We start from the raw sequence: 19,417 nt of genomic DNA, 5'->3' as shown, positions 1-19,417 counted from the left end.
ATCCGATGACTTCGTTCACATCCTCGAGGTTGGCCCGCATTCGGTATGCGCTCTGGGGTCTCGCGGTCGTCGCCGCGCTCGTTCTTGCCGGCCTGTACATGACGAGGACGCCAGCGCCGCAGGAAAGCGGGCAGGCGACCCGAACCGGAGAAGCGGTCATCCGCTCCGAATTCACATTGACTGACCACACCGGCAAGCGCGTAACCGAGGCCGAGTTTCTCGGACGCTGGCAGTTGGTGTTCTTCGGTTTCACCCATTGTCCCGATCTGTGTCCCACGACACTGGCCTATATGGCGAGGGTTCTCGACATGCTCGGCGGCGACACCGCGGAAAGGGTCGCGGCCCTGTTCATTACGGTCGACCCCGGCCGGGATACGCCGGAAGCGTTGGCCGAATATGTCTCGGCGTTCCATCCCGGGCTCGTCGGCCTGACGGGCAGCGAGGCCGATATCGCCGCCGCGGCGAACGCCTTTCGCGTCTTCTATGAACGGATGGAGCAAGACAGCGCCCCGGACGGATATGTCATGGCGCATTCGGGCTACATCTACCTGATGACCCCCGACGGACAGTTCGAGACCGGATTCCGCGAAAGCGACCAGCTCCCGGAAGAGATGGCCCGGAAGATCCGGGACGCCATGGAAAGGTATGGAGAATGAGAACCGCCCTGCTGATCGCCTTGATCCTGGCGATGTCGCCACTGGCCGCAATGGCCGAGAATGCGGTCCGGATCATTGACCCGTGGGCACGCGCCACCATTCTCGCATCCCGTCCCGGCGTCGCCTATCTGACCATGGAGAGCGCCCGCGACGACCGGTTGGTGGCGGTCGAAAGCCCCGCCGCCGACAGGGTGATGATCCACGCCATTGAGAACAGCGACGATGTCAACCGGATGATGAACCTCGACGCGCTGGATTTGCCGGCGGGCGAACGGGTCGTCCTCGCTCCGGGCGGCGCGCATCTGATGCTGACGGGGCTGAAGAAACGGCTGACCGAAGGCACGCGATTTCCCCTCACCCTGAGATTCGAACGCGCCGGCGCGATCACGGTCTCTGTCCCGGTGCTCGGCGTCGGGGCCGGGGGTCCGGCGGAGGACATCCAATGAAAGCTCTCCTGATCTTCGGCCTTCTCGTCGTGGCCATGCCGGCTTTCGCCCATCATCCTGGTGAACGGTTGGACGAAGTGATGGCTACCAAGGAGCCGGCCTTCGAGCCGACTGACCAGCGGTCGGTCCCGGGCCTGGCGCTGACGGTTGAGCAGGGCCAAAGCCTGACGCTCCGCGACCTCGGGGACAGCATCGTTGTTCTGAGCTTCGCGCCTCGCGATTGCGGCGCTCCCTGTGCGGAGCAACAGGAAATCCTCGCCTCCGTGCAGGAGCAGGTGAACGTCACGCCCATGAAGCAGATGGTGACCTTTCTGACGATCCTTGATCGCCCCGACGCCAACGGTCCGTCATGGGACCGCGCAAACTGGCGATCAGCGTCGCCCTCGGACGAAACGGTGGCCGAAAGCGCTCGCCGCTTCACCGCACTGAGTGATCGGAGTCCATCGTTCCCGCTGGTTCACGTCATCGACAGGGGAGGCCGGCATGCCGGCCTGTTTCACGGAACCGCGTTCCGGCAGATCCATCTCGTCCTCTACATAAACGGCCTGACGAACGCGCCCCCGGTTGCCGACACGTCGGAACCCGACAGCTGGTGGGACAGGGTCATCGGGTTCTTCAAATGAACGGTTCCCGGACAGCGGGCGCGCACGTTCCTGCCAGCGCGCTCACATGGCTGACGGCTCTGAGACGTTACATGGGGTTCGTGGCGGCCGCGAACCTGATCTGGGAGTTCGCGCACATGCCGCTCTATACGCTGTGGGAAACCGGCTCCGCAGCAGAGATCGTTTTCGCCGCTGTTCATTGCACCGGCGGCGATATCCTCATCGCGCTCAGCGCCGTCATGCTGTCCTTGTTCCTGTTCGGGAACACAGGTTGGCCCGCCGAACGACGGGTTCAGGTTGTAGCGGGCGCTATCGCCTTCGGGCTTGCCTATACGATGTTCAGCGAGTGGCTGAACATCGAGGTGCGGGAAGCCTGGGCCTATCGCGAGTTGATGCCTGTGATCCCCGTTCTTGATGCGGGCCTCAGCCCGGTCCTGCAATGGATCGTGGTGCCGCTCGCCGGCTTCTGGTGGGCGCTCCGGATCAATACGGTTCCTGCTCGCGGAGAAGCAGAGGCATGACAGCCGAACTCAGTCTTGTCGGCCTGGTCGTGACCTTCCTGGCCGGAGCGATTTCGTTCCTTTCTCCCTGCGTTCTGCCGCTTGTGCCCGGCTACGTCTCCTACATCGCCGGCGGCACGGCCCGGATCTCCGCCTCGCCGGGCCCTCGGCGTTTTCCGTTCGCTGCAGTGGCGCTCAGCCTCTTCTTCGTGCTGGGGTTCTCGACGGTCTTCATCATCCTGGGCGCCAGCGCGACGGCGTTGGGTCAACTGATGCTCGGCTATCGCTACGAGCTGAACATCGTTGGCGGCACGGTGGTCATCGTTTTCGGGCTTTTCATGCTGGGTTTCGCCCGTTTCGGCGTGATGCAGCGGGATCTACGTATTCACCTGTCGATTCCCGGTGGCCGCCCGGTCGCTGCCTATGTCCTCGGTCTCGCATTCGCGTTCGGCTGGACGCCTTGCATCGGGCCGATTCTGGGCGCGATTCTGACGACAACAGCGGCGTCCGCGACGGTCTCCGAGGGCACGACCCTGCTTGCGGTCTACTCGGCCGGGCTTGGCGTGCCCTTCCTCCTGGCTGCGGCGTTCACCGAGCGACTGGCGCGGCGTCTGCGGCCCATCGGCCACCTGGGCCGCCGTCTGCATCAGGTCGCCGGGGTGATCCTGATCGTGATGGGCGTTGCGATGATCACCGACTATCTCTCTGCCTTCGCATTCTGGCTGCTCGACACCTTTCCGATCCTGGGACAGATCGGATAGCGAACGCCCGTGCGGGATACCTGGCGCTCGAAGCAGTTGCGAGAGTGATCGGACACTGCACGGTCCAGCTATCGCGGGGCCGGTTCAGTGATCGATCCGACATGATTATTCCGTCAGCGTCGCGAGATCGCAGATTCGAGTATCGACGCGAGTCACCTGCCGCGGATTTAATTGACGCTGGCGTCACTCTTTTTGCAAACGCCTGCACACAGTCGGATCGCATATTCCAGATATTTGAAGGTACGTAGATTTGCGAGGAATTTGCTGTTGCTGCAAAAGTTCATCGTTACATACTATCGATTCAGGAATGACCGAAAAAACTGGGTGATGTCCAATTGAACGGTCACGGGAGTAGAAAGGCATGTCCTTAATGAACAATCGGAATAATTCAGTCCAAGAGCAGGTCCAGCTGCGAAATTTGATGGAAATGACTGCGGAGATCGTGGCGGCCTATGTCGGCCATAATGCCGTCCCGGCCGACGAGGTACCAGAGCTCATCCGGCGTACCTATCTTGCCCTCAATGCGGCCGGTTCGGCGGCTGCGCCCGAACCTGCCGAACCGCAGAAGCCGGCAGTCCCGATCAAGCGCTCGGTTACGCCCGACCATCTGATCTGCCTCGAGGACGGCAAGAAGCTCAAGATGCTGAAGCGCTACCTCCGTACCAACTATGAAATGTCGCCGGAAGAGTATCGTGCGAAATGGAACCTGCCGCCGGACTATCCGATGGTCGCGCCAAATTACGCCCAGCGGCGCGCCGAGATGGCACAGTCGATCGGACTCGGCCGCAAGGGCCGCCAGGCCAGAGCCTCACGCTAGGCATCAGGCGGTCATGTTCGAGCAGGTCGTCATCCGATGAGGGGCCATTACATCCCGAAGATCGCGGTGCCTGTGTCGGTAGCGCTTCGGCGAGGCGTCATTATGAGGGGGGATGCCTTCGTACTGGCGACCGACCGTGTGCTCGACATGCTGAACGGACCGGCAGCATTTTTTCCGCTTCGCCTTGACGATGGCGGAATCCGGCTGGTCGCCAAGCGCGAAGTAAACTGGGTTTCGCCTTTGCGCGATTAGTTCCTATGGTCCTCTCTGCGAAGCGGGTCGGGCCGGCCGCGACCATCTTTGCGGTTGTCGCCCGGACCATTGCCAATGCGTGGTCGACAGCCAATCCATCGGCAGGAAGGCCGAAAATACGATACCTTGATCGCAATCTGTCCGCTCTTGCGGCGCCGTTTGGCGCGGCACTCGTTGTGCCGGTGGACACAAACAGCCGCCTTCGCCGTCATTCATTCGTTCATCAATCGGTAATTGTCGCCCACGCACTGTTACACTCGGGTTCTGGTCATTCCTTGTAGACAGCGATGCGAGGAGTCGGATGGTTTCAGGCGATATCGACGGGCTGGCGGGCCAATCCGGGGCCCCTGATGTTTCCGGCGAGCCGCGCTGGTCTGCGAATGCGCGTCGGGCATTGGGCATTGTCAGGGTGCATCTCGGTATGGACGTGGCCTATCTGTCTCGCATCGATGCCGGAGACCTGGTTCTCGAGGTGCTCGATAACCAATCGGCGAAGCTGCATCTCAAGGAAAACGATCGCTTCAGCCTTCAGGACACATACACCCCTTATATTCTGAGGCATGAGCTTCCGCCGATCATTCCGGACACGATCCGTGATCCGATCGCGGAGAAATTGGCCATAACCCGCGACATTCCGATCGGCTCGTTTGCCAGTTCGCCGATCACCTTCAGGGACGGCACGGTCTTTGGCCAGTTCTGCTGTGCCAGTATTCTGCCGAACCCCGGGCTGTCGGAGCAGGACCCGCGGATCCTCGCCCTGTTTGCGGAAATGGTGTCGCACGACATCGAAGCCGAACTCACGAAGAAGAGCACGATCGAACATCGCGAGGCGACGATACGCCGGATCATTGACGACAAGCGCTTTTCGTACGTCCATCAGGAGATCTGGGACGCCATCGACGGAACGCCGGTCGGCGCCGAATGTCTGGCCCGGATATCTGAGTTGCCAAGGCGATCGCCCGACCAATGGTTCAAGGAAGCCGAAATGCTCGGGATGGGCGCGCCGTTCGAGATGGCGACGCTCAGCAGCGCCCTCGACACACTCGTGAAGTTGCCGGCCCCGAGATACCTGTCGGTGAATGCGTCGCCTCACGCCATTCTCGATCCGGGTTTCGAAGCGCTGTTCGCACACATTCCGCTGGCGCGGATTGTCCTGGAGATTACCGAGCATCAGGTCGTCGAAAACTACCGGTCGATCGAGCGGGTGCTGCGTCCCCTGCGGCGGCGCGGTCTGCGGCTGGCGGTGGATGACGCCGGCGCCGGCTATGCGAGCCTTTCCCATATTCTCGAGCTGAGGCCCGATATCATCAAACTCGATGCGGCCCTTGTGCACAGGGCGGATTCCGACCGGGACAGACGGGCGCTCATCGACGCCCTGGTAACCTATGGCCAGAAGACGGGCATCGAGATGATCGCCGAAGGCGTCGAAACCAGGGCGGAGATGGAGGTGCTGAAAGCCTTGGGTATCCGTCTGATGCAGGGCTATTTCCTCTCACCTCCGGGCCTGCTCGGCAACTCGAGCGGATGCTTCGGATAACCGGTTCATTGGCTCACAGAACCAGCAACGGCCCCGATTGACGCGTTTGCGTCAGAGCCTTTTCGCATTGCAGACCCGCACCGCGTAGGACAGCGCCTCGAAGTACAGCAAATACCTCCGAAGCGTGTTGGCGGGGATTGCCCGGTTCGGCCGGTAGGCCGCCATTTCCGTGAACCGCCCGACCAGCGCCTGGGCCTCCTCGATCTGGTTCCGGTAGAGCTGGATGCGTTGCAGCGGAATGTGGCGGGCGGGCTGGTCCTGCGCATCCTGGACAAGCGCCAGGAGCGATGCGTAGCTCCGGCCGCGCTTGCGGCAGTCCAGATGAGGATCTTCGGTCGCGATGATATCGGGACCGAACTCGGCGACGAGCGTCCTGACCTTCGAGCGGAGTTCTGTCTCGCGGCCGGGCGCGGGGCGCCAGAGCTGCCAGTTCTTCAGTTTCCCTCCGACGAGGCAGACGGCGGCGATGCCGTCGGAGGAGACCGCGACGGCGATCAGCCGCTCCGGCCTAGCCGCCATGGATGCGCCGCTGACTGGCTTCCAATCTCTCGGCCAGAGCGGACAGCGTCTGCTGGCGGTTGAAGGTGCCCGCCCAGCGGCTGGGCGGCGCCGGCAGGGTCGGGAACCGCTCGCCAATCCGCACTTCGGCCTCACGGATCAGCGGGGCGTAGAGGCTGTCCATGGGACGGCCGTAGATCAGCGCCAGGGCGCACATGTCGAGCGGCAGAAGCTGGCGTTTGCCTTTTTCGATCTTGGAGACGCGGGAGGCATCGATACCGAGCAGATGGCCGCAATCGGCCTGGGTAAGGCCGGCTTGCCGGCGAGCGACACGGAGGTCGAGGGATAATTCGTTTTGCATGGTGTGAAAGAACTTAAATGAACGGCTAACCCGTCCATTCTAACCGCCGCCGCCCAACCCACATGACCCCGCCATGTGCGCAAATGGCGACTGGCGAAGGCTCGACCGCGAGAACAGAGACGGCGAAAGCGCGAGGGTGGAACCCTCGCGCCTCCGACCTCGCGGTGAACCTCCGCCGGTCCACCAGCGTCGGATCTCTTGTTCCTTCAGGCTAGCAAGCGAGCGACCCCTGTCCAGTCCCCGGCGCCTGCCATCCCGGCCCATCGCGCCCAGGCCGCCGCGCTCCGATATATACGGTCTCCGCCCGGCGGCGCCGACGCTGCCATCCCGCCGGTTATCCCCACCGCCCTGGGGCCATGATCCGTGTGCTCTGGACTCCCAGCCGGTTCCCCACCTTCGGCGGCCCCTTGGCCATCGACGCTGAAGACAGGCGGACCTCCGGTCCGAACCGGCCGCCGCGCCCGTTCGGGCCGGCGCGGCCAGGTTTGTCGGTTCCTCCGGCGCGGTGCGGCCGGCGCGCCCTTCTGGGCCCATCAGGGCGGCCCGCAACCTTGGCGCTGCGCGCCAGGTCCGCCGCTGCGCTCCGGCCCTTCGGGTGCGGCCCGCCCTTCTGCCGGGCCCTCCCGGGCGATCTCGCCGCCCACCCCGCCTGCCGGGGGAACGGGGCGAAGAAGGAGAGGGCCGTTGCCGATACCGCGACACCACAGGACCGCACCGAGCCGGTTGGATGGCCGGGGCGCTCTCCATGGGGTTCGTATGAGGCCGGATCATGAGGAGCTTCTTCGCCCCGGGGGTGGCTCGCGCGCTCTGCGCCGGTCGCTCGCCGTCACCTGTCGGGAGCGGGCCGGGGGCGCATCACCCAACCGCAAACGGAGACGACACCAAAATGGAACTGCAGCACATCCCGATCGAACAGCTCGAGGTCTCGAAGCTCAACATGCGCCATGGCCGGAAGCAGCCCGATATCGCCGACATCCTCCCCAGCGTCCGCGCCCATGGCGTCCTCCAGCCCCTGCTGGTGCGGCCCGCGAAGACGGACGGCCACTATGAGATCGTCGCGGGACGGCGGCGCTTCTTCGCGGCCCGGGCGGTCGCCGATGAAGCGGGCGGCATCGAGGCGCTGCCCTGTGCGGTCATGGCCGCGGGCGACGACGCGGAGGCGCTCGAGGCCTCGCTGATCGAGAACTTCGCCCGTCTCGCACCCGACGAGATGACCCAGTACGAGACCTTCGTCCGGCTCGGCAAGAACGGGCGGTCCGTTGCCGAGATCGCCGCCATGTTCGCGATCACGGAGCGGATGGTGGAGCGCCGCCTGGCTCTCGGCAATCTCGTGCCGCGCATCCGCACCGCCTATCGCGAGGACCGGATCGATGCGGCGACCGTCCGGTTGCTCACGATGGCGAGCGCCGCGCAGCAGAAGGCGTGGATGGCGCTCCTGGACGATCCGGAACAGATGGAGCCGCGCGGCCACCAGCTGCGCCAGTGGCTCTTCGGCGGCCAGTCCATCCCCGTTGAGGTCGCGCTGTTCGATCTCGATGACTATCCGGGCGAGATCGTCACCGACCTCTTCGGCGAGGAGCGCTTCTTCGCCGATGCGGCGCTGTTCTGGGAACATCAGAACCGGGCCATCGCGGAAAAGCGCAACGCCCTGATCGAGGCGGGCTGGGCCGATGTCGTGGTGCTCGAGCCGGGCGACTACTTCCGGAACTGGGAGCATGAGGTGGTCGCAAAAGAGGACGGCGGCAAGGTCTTCATCGCCGTCTCCCGGCGCGGCGACGTGGAATGCCATGAGGGCTATCTCGGCCGCCGGGAGGCAGCGCGCCGCGCCCGTGCCGCAATGGTGGGCGAGGATGCCGAAGGCGCGACGGACACCGAAGCCGCCCGCCGTCCGGAGGCGACGCAGGCGATGCAGAACTATATCGATCTTCACCGCCATGCGGCGGTCCGGGCCGAGCTTCTGCAAAGGCCCGACGTGGCGCTGCGGCTTATCGTGGCGCACATGATCGCGTCCTCGGGCCACTGGCTGGTGCGGCCCGAGCCGCAGGCCTGCCGGGGCGAGGCCATTGCCGCCAGCATCGCCGGGAGCCGGGCGCAGCAGGCCTTTGAGAGCGAGCGCAAGGCGGTGCTCGAACTTCTGGGCCGCGATCCGGCGGCGGACCGCGATGTCGTCCGGCCCGGCCATGACGGCTACGGTACGGCGGAAGTGTTCGCCCATCTGCTCGAACTCGGCGAGGCTGAGCTCCTGCGCATCGCGGCCTTCGCCATGGCCGAAGCCCTCGCCGCCGGGAGCGCCATGGTCGAGGCTGCAGGCAACCATCTGGCCGTGGACATGAAGAAGCACTGGTCGGCGGATAGCGTCTTCGTCGACATGCTGCGGGACCGGGCGGTCGTTGACGCCATGCTGGCCGACATCGCCGGCGAGCGCGTGGCCGAGGCCAACCGCTCGGAGAAGCTGAAGACGCGGAAGGCGATCATCGGGGACTTCGCCGAAGGGACCAATGGCCGGGCGAAGGCCGAAGGCTGGCTGCCCGGCTGGCTGGCCTTCCCGGTCCGGACCGTGACCGAGACGGGCCGCCTGCAGACAGCCGACCTCTGGGCCAGGGTCGGCCATCTCTTCGAGACGACGGACGAGACCTGAACAACAAGGAAGCGGGCAGCCCCTGGGCCGCCCGCTTCCGCACTCCCGCTATGGGTCGCATGGCCCGGCACCAGCGCCGCTACTCCACCCGTTCGGCCCAGAGCCTGTGGGTACGCTCGCCGTTGAAGACGATGTGGCCTTCCAGGCGATTGCGCTCGGGATCGAAGCTGAGATGGTCCGTCCGGTCGAACTCGGTGTAGCGGAGCGTCACCTTGTTGCCCGCGACGTCTACCTTCGCCGGCATGTTGTACTCCGTCCGGTTCGTGTCGGCGTCGATGACCCGGATCATGGCGCGCTGGTCGGGGCCGGCCGGGTCGAAGCGGATCTCGTAAAGCTGCCCCCGCAACCACTCGCCGCGGTAAAGACCGTCCGAGAGCGCCACCTCCACCGGCGTCGGCTGATAGGCCGCGATCTCCTCTGCCGTGGGGCCGCAGGCGGCGAGAAGCACGCCGCCTGCGACAAGGACGAGGGCCGCGCGCCGGGTCATCATCCGGGACGGCCTCCCTGGCCCGCTCATTCGATCAGCTCCACATCGGGGCCGGACGGCTTCTCGAAGGCGACCAGCACCGTCTCGCGCGCGCCGCCCGGACCCTGGTAGTGGTTGGTGGTCCGCGCCCAGTCCGACTTGACGATCAGGCCGATCGAGGGCGCGTACCAGTAGGTCGCCTCGAAGCCGACATTGTTGCCCGGCCCGCTCTCGATGCGGAGTGTCTCGAAGGTCCCGGCCGGGACGGTGACCGTCTCTATCGCGGCCACCTCGAGAGACGGGGCGATGCCGGACCAGCTGTTGCCGCCGGCGACATCGTGGAAGGCGTAGGAGGGCCGCCACGACTTGCCGACGAAGAGCGGCCAGTCGTAATAGCCCGCATGAGGATCGATATAGGTCTTGACCGTCCCGTCCCGGTCCAGCGTCGCCGTCCAGGTGCGCGTCTCCCTGTCATAGAAGCTCGTCGTGCCGTCGTCGTTCTCCGAGCGGATGACCTCGCGGCCCTCGAAGATGTCGGTGCCGGTGACTGTCTGGGTGAAGGTGCGGACATTGCCGCCCTCGCTCCGGCGGAGCGTCATGGTGGTGCCGACCGGCAGGGGCTGCTTCTGGTAGAGCGTGGCTCCCTCGGGCGGCTCGGTGCTGCCGGTCACGCAGGCGCCCAGCACCAGCGCGGCGAGGAGGGCGATCGGCCCGATGACCTTGCTGCTTTGCCTGTTCATCTGTCTCAAGCCTCCGGTCCGCTGATCCGGTCGAACCGGCCGGTGGCCTCCGCCTCGGCGCGGTTGCCATGGCCCGGGCGGTGGTAGTGGCCCTTGAGCCAGCCGTCGGGCTGCATCTCGTAGGAAACGTCGGCGCCGCTGCCGAAGCGCTCGAGGGTGAGTGTCTCGCCTTCGATCTTGCCCTTGACGAAGTTGTGCCCGCCGCGGAACCGTCCCGGGTTGTCGCCCCAGGCGTAGATCGCATCGACCGAGCCATCGGGGCCGACGCGCGTCACCGCCAGCTTGCCGTCGAGGCTCTCGCCCCATGTGCCCTGCCAGATGCCGGCGAAGCGCGCATGTTCGGCGGACACACCGGGTCCGGGCGGCTGGACCGCCGCCGCTTCGGGCAGGGTGGCGGGCTTCGCCTCGCCGGTGGTCTTGCAGGCGGCGAGCGCCAGGCCCAGCATCAGCGCGGTTGCGGCCAGCCGGGGCAGGCGCATTCTGCGTCCCCTCATCGTGTCGTCTCCCTCTGTTCGTCGCGTGCCGCCGGGTGCTGTCCACAGGGCCGGCTTTGCACCACTATTGCCAATATTGTACGATGGTCATTGGCGGCCTGTTTTGCGGTTGCATTGGTGAATCCGCTTCGTTACGATTCCGGTTCCGGTGCGATAACCGACTGAAATATCGAGGCTTCACGTCTCATCGCCCGGAATTGGCAATTCCGTTGCAGAGCCGCCGCGGGCCCTCTAGGAGGGGGCCATCGCCAATTCAGACCTCACAATAATGGTGCATACGGATACATGGCTCATGCCCTCGGAAATGCGGCTCTATGACGATCGGAAGCGCCGCCTCTACATCAACGCCGCCGAGCGGGAGCGCTTCGTGGCGGCGGCGGGCGGCGCCCCGCCGGAGGTCCGGAGCTTCTGCCTGACGCTGCTCTATACCGGCTGCCGGCTCTCCGAGGCGCTCGAGCTGACGCCGGCCTCGGTGCAGCTCCAGGGCCGGGTGATCTCGTTCCGGACCCTGAAGAAACGCCGCCGGCACGTGATGCGCGAGGTGCCGATCCCGGCGGCTCTCGCCCGTCTGCTCGAGGAGACCCACGGGCTGGAAGGCGAGGGGGCCGGTCCCGGTCCGCTCTGGCGGCATGGCGCGGCGCCGCTCAACCGCTCCACCGGCTATCGCTGGATCAAGGCGGTGATGGCCCGGGCCGGCATCGAGGGCGCCCAGGCCTCGCCCAAGGGGTTGCGCCATGGCTATGGCATCCACGCCATCCGCATGGGCGTGCCGCTCAACATGCTGTCGAAATGGATGGGCCATGCGGCGCTCTCGACGACGGCGATCTACGCCAATGCCAGCGGCCGCGAGGAGCTCGAGATCGCCGACCGCATGTGGGGCTGAACGGGATACTAAGGAAAACCACCCGCCGATCGCTCGACGGGTGGTGGTGAGTTGGAACGACCATCAGTACTCGCTGGCGAGCATGATGGTGAGCACGCGCCGGGTGACGGACGGATCCGTCGGATCCGGCGACATCATCGTCATGGAGAGATCGTAGGTATCGATCTTCCAGAAGATCTTCCGGCCGTCCAGGTCGAAGGCGCCGAAATCGTGCTCGCCATACGGGTCGTTGTCGGCGGTGAAGTCGTCGAAGCGCTGGACCGCTTCGTACACCGCTCTGGCCTTGTCCGGGCCGAGTCCCTCGATGCCGGCGGTGATCAACACCTGGCCGGCGCCGCCGGCGCCGGTCCGGAAGCGGTCGTTCAGCTCCCGGATGCGGGCCGTCCGGGCCTCTTCCGTCTCATCGGTCGTATTGTTCGTCTGGTCATGGGTCATGGCAGCCTCCTTGTCGTCGCCCGGAGACGCCCGACCACTTCATCGGTCAGGCGCATCCGGGCGGCGGGAGGCCGCCCTGGACGGAATATGGCCAGGGGAGAACGTTGAGGGTGGTGGCCGGTTGGCGGAAGAACGCCGCTCTCCCCCGGGGCTCAGTCTCTCATCGATCGCGCTATCCCCATAACCCCGCCATCGGGCGAGGCGGCAGATGGCGGGGCCCACGGGAGAGCCGCTGGCGTGACATGCTGGAGCCAATGAACCCGCTCGATCGCCGCGTCACGCTGGGGGAGGCCCACCGCCGCTCGGGCCCGGCGCCCTTCGCGATGACGCTGGCCGACCGGCTGATGCACCTCTACGTCGTCGGCCAGACCGGGGCCGGCAAGTCGACGCTGATCGCCGAGCTCGCCAGGCAGGACGCCCGGGACGGCACGGGCTTCTGTCTCCTGGATCCCCATGGCGACCTGGCCGCCGAGCTGAGCCGGACGCTCGGGTCCGGCCATATCTACTGGGATGTCGCCGACCCGGCCTGTCCCTTCGGCTACAACCCGCTCACCCATGTGGCGGTCGAGCATCGCCCGCTCGTTGCTTCCAGCCTGATCGATACCCTCAAGAAACAATGGATCGACGCCTGGGGCGCGCGCATGGAGCATCTCTTGCGCTATGCGCTGCTGGCGCTGCTCGATCAGCCGGACGCGGATCTGAGAGACATCCTACCGCTCTTCATCGACAGCGCCGCGCGCGAGCGGATGGTCGCCAACATCACCGACGACCAGGTCAGGGAGTTCTGGACCGTGGAGTTCACCGCACTTCGCTACAAGGGTGCGGTCGACGGCGTCGCGCCCATCGCCAACAAGCTGGGCGCCTTCCTCTCGCATCCGCTGGTCCGCCGCGCCGTCTGCGAGCCCGATCAACCGCTCCGCTTCCGCCGGATCATGGACGAGGGCCAGCACCTCATCGTCAACCTCGCGACCGGCCGGCTCGGCGCCGATACGGCCAATGTGCTGGGCGGGCTGATCCTCTCGGGCTTCGCCCATGCCGGCTACAGCCGCGCGAGCCTGGCCTTCCGGGACCGGCGGCCGTTCATCGTCTATGCCGACGAGTTCCACGCCTTCTCGAGCACGGCGCTCGCCGACATGCTGCCGCAGCTCCGCAAATACGGCGTCGGCCTCGTTCTGGCGCATCAGTATCTGGATCAGCTCGAGCGGCCGCTGCTCTCCGCGATCCTGGGCAATGCCGGCAGCATGATGATCTTCCGCGTCGGCGCCGCCGATGCGCCGATCCTCGGCAACCAGCTGGGCGACGTGCACCCGCGCGATCTGATCGGCCTCGCCAACTTCGAGTGCTTCGCCCGGGTCATGGTCGAGGGCCGGCAGTCCAAGCCCTTCACCGTCTACACCCGGCGCCCCGGTTCACCGGCGGAACCCGCCCGCGGCGGAGACCTGTCGACACCGCCATCCGGTGCACAATAGGCAGATGAACAAGGAACCCCTCGATCCCCGCCTCGAAGCCTATCTGGCGCTCTGCCAGCGGATGTACGAGCGGATGCGCCGCGAAGGGTCCTGGCCTTGGAACGGCGAGGAAAATCACACCGAGAATGATAATAATTTAGACACTTAATCAATTCGACATATGAAGAAGTGCTTCGGCTATACCCGCGTTTCCAGCGTGAAGCAGGGGGAGGGCGTCTCGCTGGAAGCCCAACGCGAGGCGATCCAGGCCTTCGCCGATCGCCATGACATCGAGATCGTCGAGTGGTTCGAGGAGAAGGTGACGGCAGCCAAGGGCGGGCGCCCCACATTCAACCGTATGCTGAAACTCCTGAAGGCCCGAAAGGCCGAAGGCCTGGTGATTCACAAGATCGACCGCTCCGCGCGGAACTTCGCCGACTGGGCCAGGATTGGCGAACTCTCCGATACCGGCATCGACATCCACTTCGCCACCGAGAGCCTCGACTTCCGCTCGCGCGGCGGGCGGCTCACGGCCGATATCCAGGCCGTCATCGCCGCCGACTACATCCGCAACCTCCGCGACGAGACGATCAAGGGCATCGAGGGCCGCCTGAAACAGGGCCTGTACCCCTTCAAGGCGCCGATCGGCTATCTCAACAACGGTGGCGGCAAGCCCAAGACACCCGACCCGGGACGTGCGCACCACGTCCAGGACGCCTTCCGCCTCTATGCGACGGGGCAGTACTCGCTGATGTCCCTGCTCGCGGAGATGCAGCGGCGCGGCTTCCAGAGCGAAACCGGCCGGCCCATCAAGAAGCATGTCTTCGAGACGATGCTCTCCAATCCGTTCTATTGCGGGATCGTCCGGATAAAGGGTACTGGTGCCACCTATCAGGGAATCCACGAGCCGCTGATCTCCGTCGAGCTCTTCGAGCACGTGCAAGCGATCAAGGACAACAAGTGCGGCAAGAAGCTCACCCGGCGTGACCATCTCTTCCGTGGGTTATTCCGATGCGGCCATTGCGGCGGCGCGATGATCCCCGAACTGCAGAAAGGCCATGTCTACTACCGGTGCCACGCGCGCGCCTGCCCCACGAAATGCGTTCGCGAAGAAGCGATTGAAAAGGCGGTGCAAGACAGGCTCTCCTCGATCAGGTTGACGGACCAGGACATTGAGAAGGTCGTGGCCTGGTTCGAGAGCTATATCGCCGGTCTTCGCTCCGAGGAGGTTGTTGGCACTCTGGAGGCGCAGCTTGCCCAAATCGATCAACGGATGGATCGGCTCACCGATGCCTATGTCGACGGCATGATCGACCAGGACACCTTCCAGCGCCGCAGGGAACGCCTGATGTTCGATCGGCGCCGGCTCACGGAACAACGCGACAACCGGACCTCCGCGCTCCCGAACCCGGATCAACTGGCCCAGATACTCGAACTGGCGAAGAGCCTTCCTGCAACCTACGAAAGGGCCGATGGCGCCGGTAAGCGGCAGATCCTCGAAACAGCGACCTCGAACCGATCGGTCCGCGGGAAAGAGGTCGAGATAGAGCCCTCGGATTGGGTAGCCGAGGTCGAGAATCTAGCCTCCACCCCTTTTGGTGACCCAGTCCGGGGTACTTCTCGAACCGGGGAGGGTGCATCCCAGCACCTGTGCGAACGGCTCTCGAAGATCGGTATGAAGCTGCAGGTGCGAACATCATAGCTCGCATTTCGCGATCCGCCGCCGATCAGTCCCCGACGATTGGTCCGGGGTGCTTCAGGAACAGCTCGTCGATCCGCCGCATCAGCGCCAGACTCGAAGGGCTCTCGCCCTTCGGCGTGTAATAGAACGACGAGCGGCTGATCGACAGGATCTCGCATTGCCGGCTCAAGCTCAGGCCGGGAACGTCGCGGCGGACCATCGCCTTGCGTTCCACCCGGCTCATCGCTTGAGCCCTATGGCCAAAAAGCTTGTCCCCGACCTGATCGGGGATCCCGCTCCACCGTCAACTGGCCGATCTTCGCATGCAGCTCGTGGACCTCGGCCTCAACGTCCCGCCGAGCCTGGTCAGCGCCGTTCGAGAATACCTTGCCCAGGCCGTTCATCGCCTGGCGCTTCCACGTGCCGACCTGATTGGGGTGGACCTTGTGGCGCGCCGCGATCTCCTGGATCGCCTTGTCGCCCCGCAGCGCTTCCAGCGCCACCTTCGCCTTGAACTCAGGCGTGAACTTCCGTGGCTTCGCCATCTCGCATTCCTCCGTACCCGGCGGAATACACCTTAATTCCCCGTCCGATTTTCTAGGACCACCTCAAGGGACGCGATCCGCATATCTCTACACAGGCCAGCGCCGCATGACGGTGGCATCAACAGGCCAGATACATGGCCGCACCTCACCCGTCTGGATTCCGCTTGCTTCCTAGAGGGAATCCACACACAACGCGGATCAATTCAAACTGTGTCTTGCGGCGGGTTCACTCACCTTGTGGACGAGGGTGACTAATACCCGGACGGCATTGAGCGAAGCCAAACGCACCAAGAATTGAGCAACTCATTGACCATCACAGCCTGTCGTAGAATAATCCGAATCAGAGGGGGCAAGCATGGACGATTTAACCGGCGCCATTCGCCGCGCCCTAAGTTTAGCGGTTAGGGAGGCAATAGACCCTAACGCCGAGGAGCGGCTCTACGAACTTGACGCGAACATTTTTATCCGCGCGTTTAAGGCGGATTGGTATTACAGAAGTGGAATGTCATCCTATGGAAGTGAGCCAGATTTCGCTGACTTTGCGGGCTCATTTTTTATTCTTTCACAAAAAAATGCATCAGTTACCGATCTATTTTATAATGAAATAGAAGCTCTCGTTCGCGCTAATCTTAAAATACCACCTAAAAGACAGAAGTCTATTTGTATAGGAACCGACTATTATATAACCACTCTGCTAAGAAATGCAATAAATGAGATCGATTTTTTTAACAGAACGCACATTGAATCCAAATTTTCCGACAATTCATTGGATTTTATCGAACATTTTCGCGCAATATACGCCGATCTATTCAAGAACTCTATCATTATAGAGCCGTATTTTACATCGGTTTTGATACATATTCCGAATGTTCTGAAGTGCGACATGATTTCTGTCGTCGCAATGTCCGGTTATGCGCATTCGGCCGGTTTGCCTCTTTATATACGCAATGCAGAGAAAGCCGAGCAGCACGTTATAACTAAGCGTTTAGATGAGTTTTTAGCAAATTTGGAAGAAGGAAAAAAAATATTCTTTACCGCCTATGCTGAAGAGCTTTTCTCCGATGATGAAAAGGTAATGTCCCCGGCATCTGTTAGGAATGGCCTTGATGGCATACGACTTCATCTACGAAAACATTATATTGAAGGAACGCCATTGTTAGACTACGTTGCTTTTATACAAAATAGATTTCAAAACAAGATTTTCGTCCCCCAGGGGATAAAAAATTATAAAACAGAAAAAATTGAGAGTAAAACTGTCGACGATTGCACAATTTGGATGATCACCGATGGTGGTATTGCAGACAGTCAAGCTGGAATATACGAAATAAATACACGAGATAAGTATCTCATACTATATGCGCAGTATTTTCGAAACGCCAACCCATTGCATACCTTTAAGGAACGAAAATTAGGGTGGTGTGCGCCTATAACAATTCCGCATACCCTTTCAGGCGCACTAATTAATCTGGCGGGCTTGGATCAACATCAGAATGAGCAGTTTGTTTTTATCGATCCATTTTGTGGAACCGGAACAACAATATTAGATGCGGCAATTAGATATCCAGACGCATGTATATTAGGGTTCGACAGAAACCCGCTATTCCCCCGTCTTGTTCAAGATAACGCGCATTTTTTTTCCTACACACCGTCGGAAATATCTAATTTGGAAACGGATCTTCGAGCAATAGTTGCAAAGTTGGAGAATTATAGCCCCTCTTTTCTGGTGCCCTACGACGACTTATTGAATGCGCAAAAAACCAAGTTGGCAGGGCTCAAGGGCAAAAGTGCAACAGAGAAGTTTTTGCAAATAGTGATCTATATCTATAGCGGTATCATGAATTACGTTGACGTCAAAAGTTGTGAAAACAGTCAGAGAAAAGTCGCATCTGCAATAAAAAGAATGATGGATGAAGGGTTTGGCAACGATATCATGCAATTTTTAAATGATGATGACAAGTGTGATTTAAGAACAAGGTGCATTTTTTACATAGTATGGCGCGCCATTGCTCAAAAATGGATTAGTATTCAAATCAGCCAAGAAAATTTAGACCATGTCATTAAGGAGGAAATCAATAGAACAATATTAGAACTTGAAGATCATTACGAAAAGACAAGTCTTGTGGAAGATGTTCGGTGGCAAGGGGTCGTAAAGGGGGCATTTTCAGTGAGTAAAGGGGGGAGTTATTCGGCAATCTTAAAAGTTCAGAGTCAAAAATTTTATGAAATATTGAAAAAGATTCAAAATGTGAAGCCGGGTGACGTGAAACATATCGTGGAAAGTAAGAGGCCAGGGGTTTTCTTGTGCAAGGTTGATGATTCGCTCGATTTAATGCGCAACCTTGAAAGATCTGTAGACCATATTGTTTGCGATCCGCCTTACGGATATAATATTCAGGAAGGCGGCGCTGAGAAAATGGCTGAGTTTTTTAGAAACTTACTTCCTACATTGATTGGAAGTATAACAAATAATGGGAGTATTTCGATTGCGATTCCGCGTAGGGCCCGCAATGGCCGAACTATTCCTTTTCATCAAACCTTTGAGTGGCTGGATCTTGAGCTGAGGCGTCATTGCATGAATAGCGGTATTAGATTGAGAAATGAAATTCGTGCGGGAAATCGCCATGCTTTTTGGGATAGCGGAGAGCCAAACTACTGGCGGTCTACTTCTTCTTTGGACCGAAGTATTGTAAAATATGAAGTAGAATAGAGAATGGAGGCATCTATGACTGATCGTGAGCGTCAAAAGCTTGTGGATGAAATAGCCATGGACTTGAAATATGCGCCTCGTGTTCAGGCGGACCCGGATAGGCGGGTGTCGAAAGTGGGCTTGGAAGTTGAAGAGACACTTTCGAAAATGACCGCGATATTTTTGCGGCAGTTGCGCGAATAGAAAACTGGCCCCGGTTTAACTGGGGCTTTTTTTGTGGCGCGCTTGACGTCTCGAAAAACCTCACTCTCCTCGGGCGGATTTGATTCACAGCGGTGATGGCGAGGAGGGAGGTTGCGATGGCGAGACATCCTGGGTTTTTCGAGCTTGATGAACGGTATGCGGCGCACCCGATGGTGCAGTTTCTCCGCCGCGCGGAAAATGCGGCAAGGTTGGCCAAGCTGGCGGTTCTGTTACCTGAGATGTTACCTATTAAAAAATTGAGTGAGCGATCAATCTCATTAAGCTATTGAAAAAAATGGTGCCCAGGGGCGGATTCGAACCACCGACACGCGGATTTTCAGTCCACTGCTCTACCAACTGAGCTACCTGGGCCGGTACCGCCGGAGCCGTGTCGCACCGCCGGTCACGGAGGCTGCGTATAACGGAGGCCGTGGCGGCGCGCAAGGGGCTGATGCGCCGCGGGAGGCTTGATTAAGCGTGTCCGATTGATCATGTTGCGCGCCAACGATCGAATAGGGAACTTGGTGCGGAATGGCGAAAGAGGAACTTCTGGAGTTCGAGGGTCACGTGGTGGAACTGCTGCCCAACGCGATGTTCCGGGTGCAGCTCGAAAACGAACACGAGGTGCTGGCGCACACGTCCGGCAAGATGCGCAAGAACCGCATCCGTGTGCTGGCCGGCGACCGCGTGATGGTCGAGATGACGCCATATGACCTGAGCAAGGGCCGCATCACCTATCGCTTCAAATAGCGCGGCGGGAGCGGGAC

The 19,417-nt window shown here is 61.5% G+C and carries 21 protein-coding genes and 1 tRNA gene; 13 read left to right on the top strand and 9 right to left on the bottom strand.

From position 1 onward, the window contains the following. The first annotated feature begins 5 nt into the window (after nt 1–5). The 8 genes from TEF_12640 (at nt 6) to TEF_12605 (ending at nt 5,571) form a co-directional block, all read left to right on the top strand. A complete protein-coding gene (locus TEF_12640) occupies nt 6–656 on the top strand; it encodes an electron transporter (GenBank protein ID ANK81544.1) in 651 nt (216 codons plus the stop codon). Continuing rightward, a complete protein-coding gene (locus tag TEF_12635) occupies nt 653–1,102 on the top strand; it encodes a hypothetical protein (GenBank protein ID ANK81543.1) in 450 nt (149 codons plus the stop codon). The genes TEF_12640 and TEF_12635 overlap by 4 nt, the downstream gene beginning before the upstream one ends. After that, the gene (locus TEF_12630; protein ID ANK81542.1) at nt 1,099–1,725 is read left to right on the top strand and encodes a hypothetical protein; all 627 of its coding nucleotides are present in this window, start codon (nt 1,099–1,101) and stop codon (nt 1,723–1,725) included. Before TEF_12635 ends, TEF_12630 begins: the two co-directional genes overlap by 4 nt. Beyond that, entirely contained in the window at nt 1,722–2,225 is a 504-nt protein-coding gene (locus TEF_12625; GenBank protein ID ANK81541.1) for a hypothetical protein, read from the top strand. Before TEF_12630 ends, TEF_12625 begins: the two co-directional genes overlap by 4 nt. After that, a complete protein-coding gene (locus TEF_12620; GenBank protein ID ANK81540.1) occupies nt 2,222–2,965 on the top strand; it encodes a cytochrome C biogenesis protein in 744 nt (247 codons plus the stop codon). Before TEF_12625 ends, TEF_12620 begins: the two co-directional genes overlap by 4 nt. A gap of 370 nt (nt 2,966–3,335) precedes the next feature. Continuing rightward, on the top strand, nt 3,336–3,782 hold the full coding sequence (locus TEF_12615) for a transcriptional regulator (GenBank protein ANK81539.1): 447 nt from the start codon (nt 3,336–3,338) through the stop codon (nt 3,780–3,782). A 36-nt stretch (nt 3,783–3,818) separates the two neighbouring features. Further along, complete coding sequence (locus TEF_12610) at nt 3,819–4,034, top strand: hypothetical protein (protein ANK81538.1); 216 nt, start codon at nt 3,819–3,821, stop codon at nt 4,032–4,034. A gap of 325 nt (nt 4,035–4,359) precedes the next feature. Beyond that, a complete protein-coding gene (locus TEF_12605) occupies nt 4,360–5,571 on the top strand; it encodes a hypothetical protein (protein ID ANK83460.1) in 1,212 nt (403 codons plus the stop codon). A 51-nt stretch (nt 5,572–5,622) separates the two neighbouring features. Here TEF_12605 and TEF_12600 read toward each other — a convergent pair whose 3' ends face one another. Beyond that, complete coding sequence (locus TEF_12600) at nt 5,623–6,090, bottom strand: hypothetical protein (protein ANK81537.1); 468 nt, start codon at nt 6,088–6,090, stop codon at nt 5,623–5,625. Continuing rightward, nucleotides 6,080–6,430, bottom strand: a complete 351-nt coding sequence (locus tag TEF_12595) for a hypothetical protein (GenBank protein ID ANK81536.1) — start codon at nt 6,428–6,430, stop codon at nt 6,080–6,082. Before TEF_12595 ends, TEF_12600 begins: the two co-directional genes overlap by 11 nt. A gap of 886 nt (nt 6,431–7,316) precedes the next feature. Here TEF_12595 and TEF_12590 point away from each other — a divergent pair. After that, complete coding sequence (locus TEF_12590) at nt 7,317–9,068, top strand: chromosome partitioning protein ParB (GenBank protein ANK81535.1); 1,752 nt, start codon at nt 7,317–7,319, stop codon at nt 9,066–9,068. Nucleotides 9,069–9,147: 79 nt separating this feature from the next. Here TEF_12590 and TEF_12585 read toward each other — a convergent pair whose 3' ends face one another. The 3 genes from TEF_12585 to TEF_12575 are packed head-to-tail and all read right to left on the bottom strand — an operon-like array spanning nt 9,148 to nt 10,753. Beyond that, the gene (locus TEF_12585) at nt 9,148–9,558 is read right to left on the bottom strand and encodes a hypothetical protein (GenBank protein ANK81534.1); all 411 of its coding nucleotides are present in this window, start codon (nt 9,556–9,558) and stop codon (nt 9,148–9,150) included. A gap of 23 nt (nt 9,559–9,581) precedes the next feature. Next, the gene (locus TEF_12580; protein ANK81533.1) at nt 9,582–10,274 is read right to left on the bottom strand and encodes a hypothetical protein; all 693 of its coding nucleotides are present in this window, start codon (nt 10,272–10,274) and stop codon (nt 9,582–9,584) included. Between the two features lie 5 nt (nt 10,275–10,279). Continuing rightward, nucleotides 10,280–10,753 (bottom strand): hypothetical protein, encoded by a 474-nt coding sequence (locus tag TEF_12575; protein ANK81532.1) that lies wholly within the window; start codon nt 10,751–10,753, stop codon nt 10,280–10,282. Nucleotides 10,754–11,036: 283 nt separating this feature from the next. On the opposite strand from TEF_12575, the gene TEF_12570 reads away from it, so the two are divergent. Further along, nucleotides 11,037–11,651, top strand: a complete 615-nt coding sequence (locus TEF_12570; GenBank protein ANK81531.1) for a hypothetical protein — start codon at nt 11,037–11,039, stop codon at nt 11,649–11,651. A 63-nt stretch (nt 11,652–11,714) separates the two neighbouring features. Here TEF_12570 and TEF_12565 read toward each other — a convergent pair whose 3' ends face one another. Continuing rightward, nucleotides 11,715–12,086: a hypothetical protein gene (locus tag TEF_12565; protein ANK81530.1), complete on the bottom strand. Its 372-nt coding sequence runs from the start codon at nt 12,084–12,086 to the stop codon at nt 11,715–11,717. A 242-nt stretch (nt 12,087–12,328) separates the two neighbouring features. On the opposite strand from TEF_12565, the gene TEF_12560 reads away from it, so the two are divergent. Further along, nucleotides 12,329–13,555, top strand: a complete 1,227-nt coding sequence (locus TEF_12560; protein ID ANK81529.1) for a hypothetical protein — start codon at nt 12,329–12,331, stop codon at nt 13,553–13,555. Between the two features lie 160 nt (nt 13,556–13,715). Further along, complete coding sequence (locus tag TEF_12555; GenBank protein ANK81528.1) at nt 13,716–15,236, top strand: resolvase; 1,521 nt, start codon at nt 13,716–13,718, stop codon at nt 15,234–15,236. 25 nt (nt 15,237–15,261) lie between these two features. Here TEF_12555 and TEF_12550 read toward each other — a convergent pair whose 3' ends face one another. From TEF_12550 to TEF_12540, 3 genes are all read right to left on the bottom strand, one after another. Then, nucleotides 15,262–15,459: a hypothetical protein gene (locus tag TEF_12550; GenBank protein ID ANK81527.1), complete on the bottom strand. Its 198-nt coding sequence runs from the start codon at nt 15,457–15,459 to the stop codon at nt 15,262–15,264. 10 nt (nt 15,460–15,469) lie between these two features. After that, complete coding sequence (locus tag TEF_12545) at nt 15,470–15,760, bottom strand: transposase (protein ANK81526.1); 291 nt, start codon at nt 15,758–15,760, stop codon at nt 15,470–15,472. A gap of 3,186 nt (nt 15,761–18,946) precedes the next feature. Next, nucleotides 18,947–19,022, bottom strand: a tRNA-Phe gene (locus TEF_12540). Nucleotides 19,023–19,181: 159 nt separating this feature from the next. Here TEF_12540 and TEF_12535 point away from each other — a divergent pair. Further along, nucleotides 19,182–19,400, top strand: a complete 219-nt coding sequence (locus TEF_12535) for a translation initiation factor IF-1 (GenBank protein ANK81525.1) — start codon at nt 19,182–19,184, stop codon at nt 19,398–19,400. The last annotated feature ends 17 nt before the right edge of the window (nt 19,401–19,417 follow it).

It is taken from the genome of Rhizobiales bacterium NRL2 (assembly GCA_001664005.1).
In the GTDB taxonomy this organism is placed as follows: domain Bacteria; phylum Pseudomonadota; class Alphaproteobacteria; order Minwuiales; family Minwuiaceae; genus Minwuia.
This window is presented reverse-complemented; position numbering and strand designations above follow the sequence as displayed.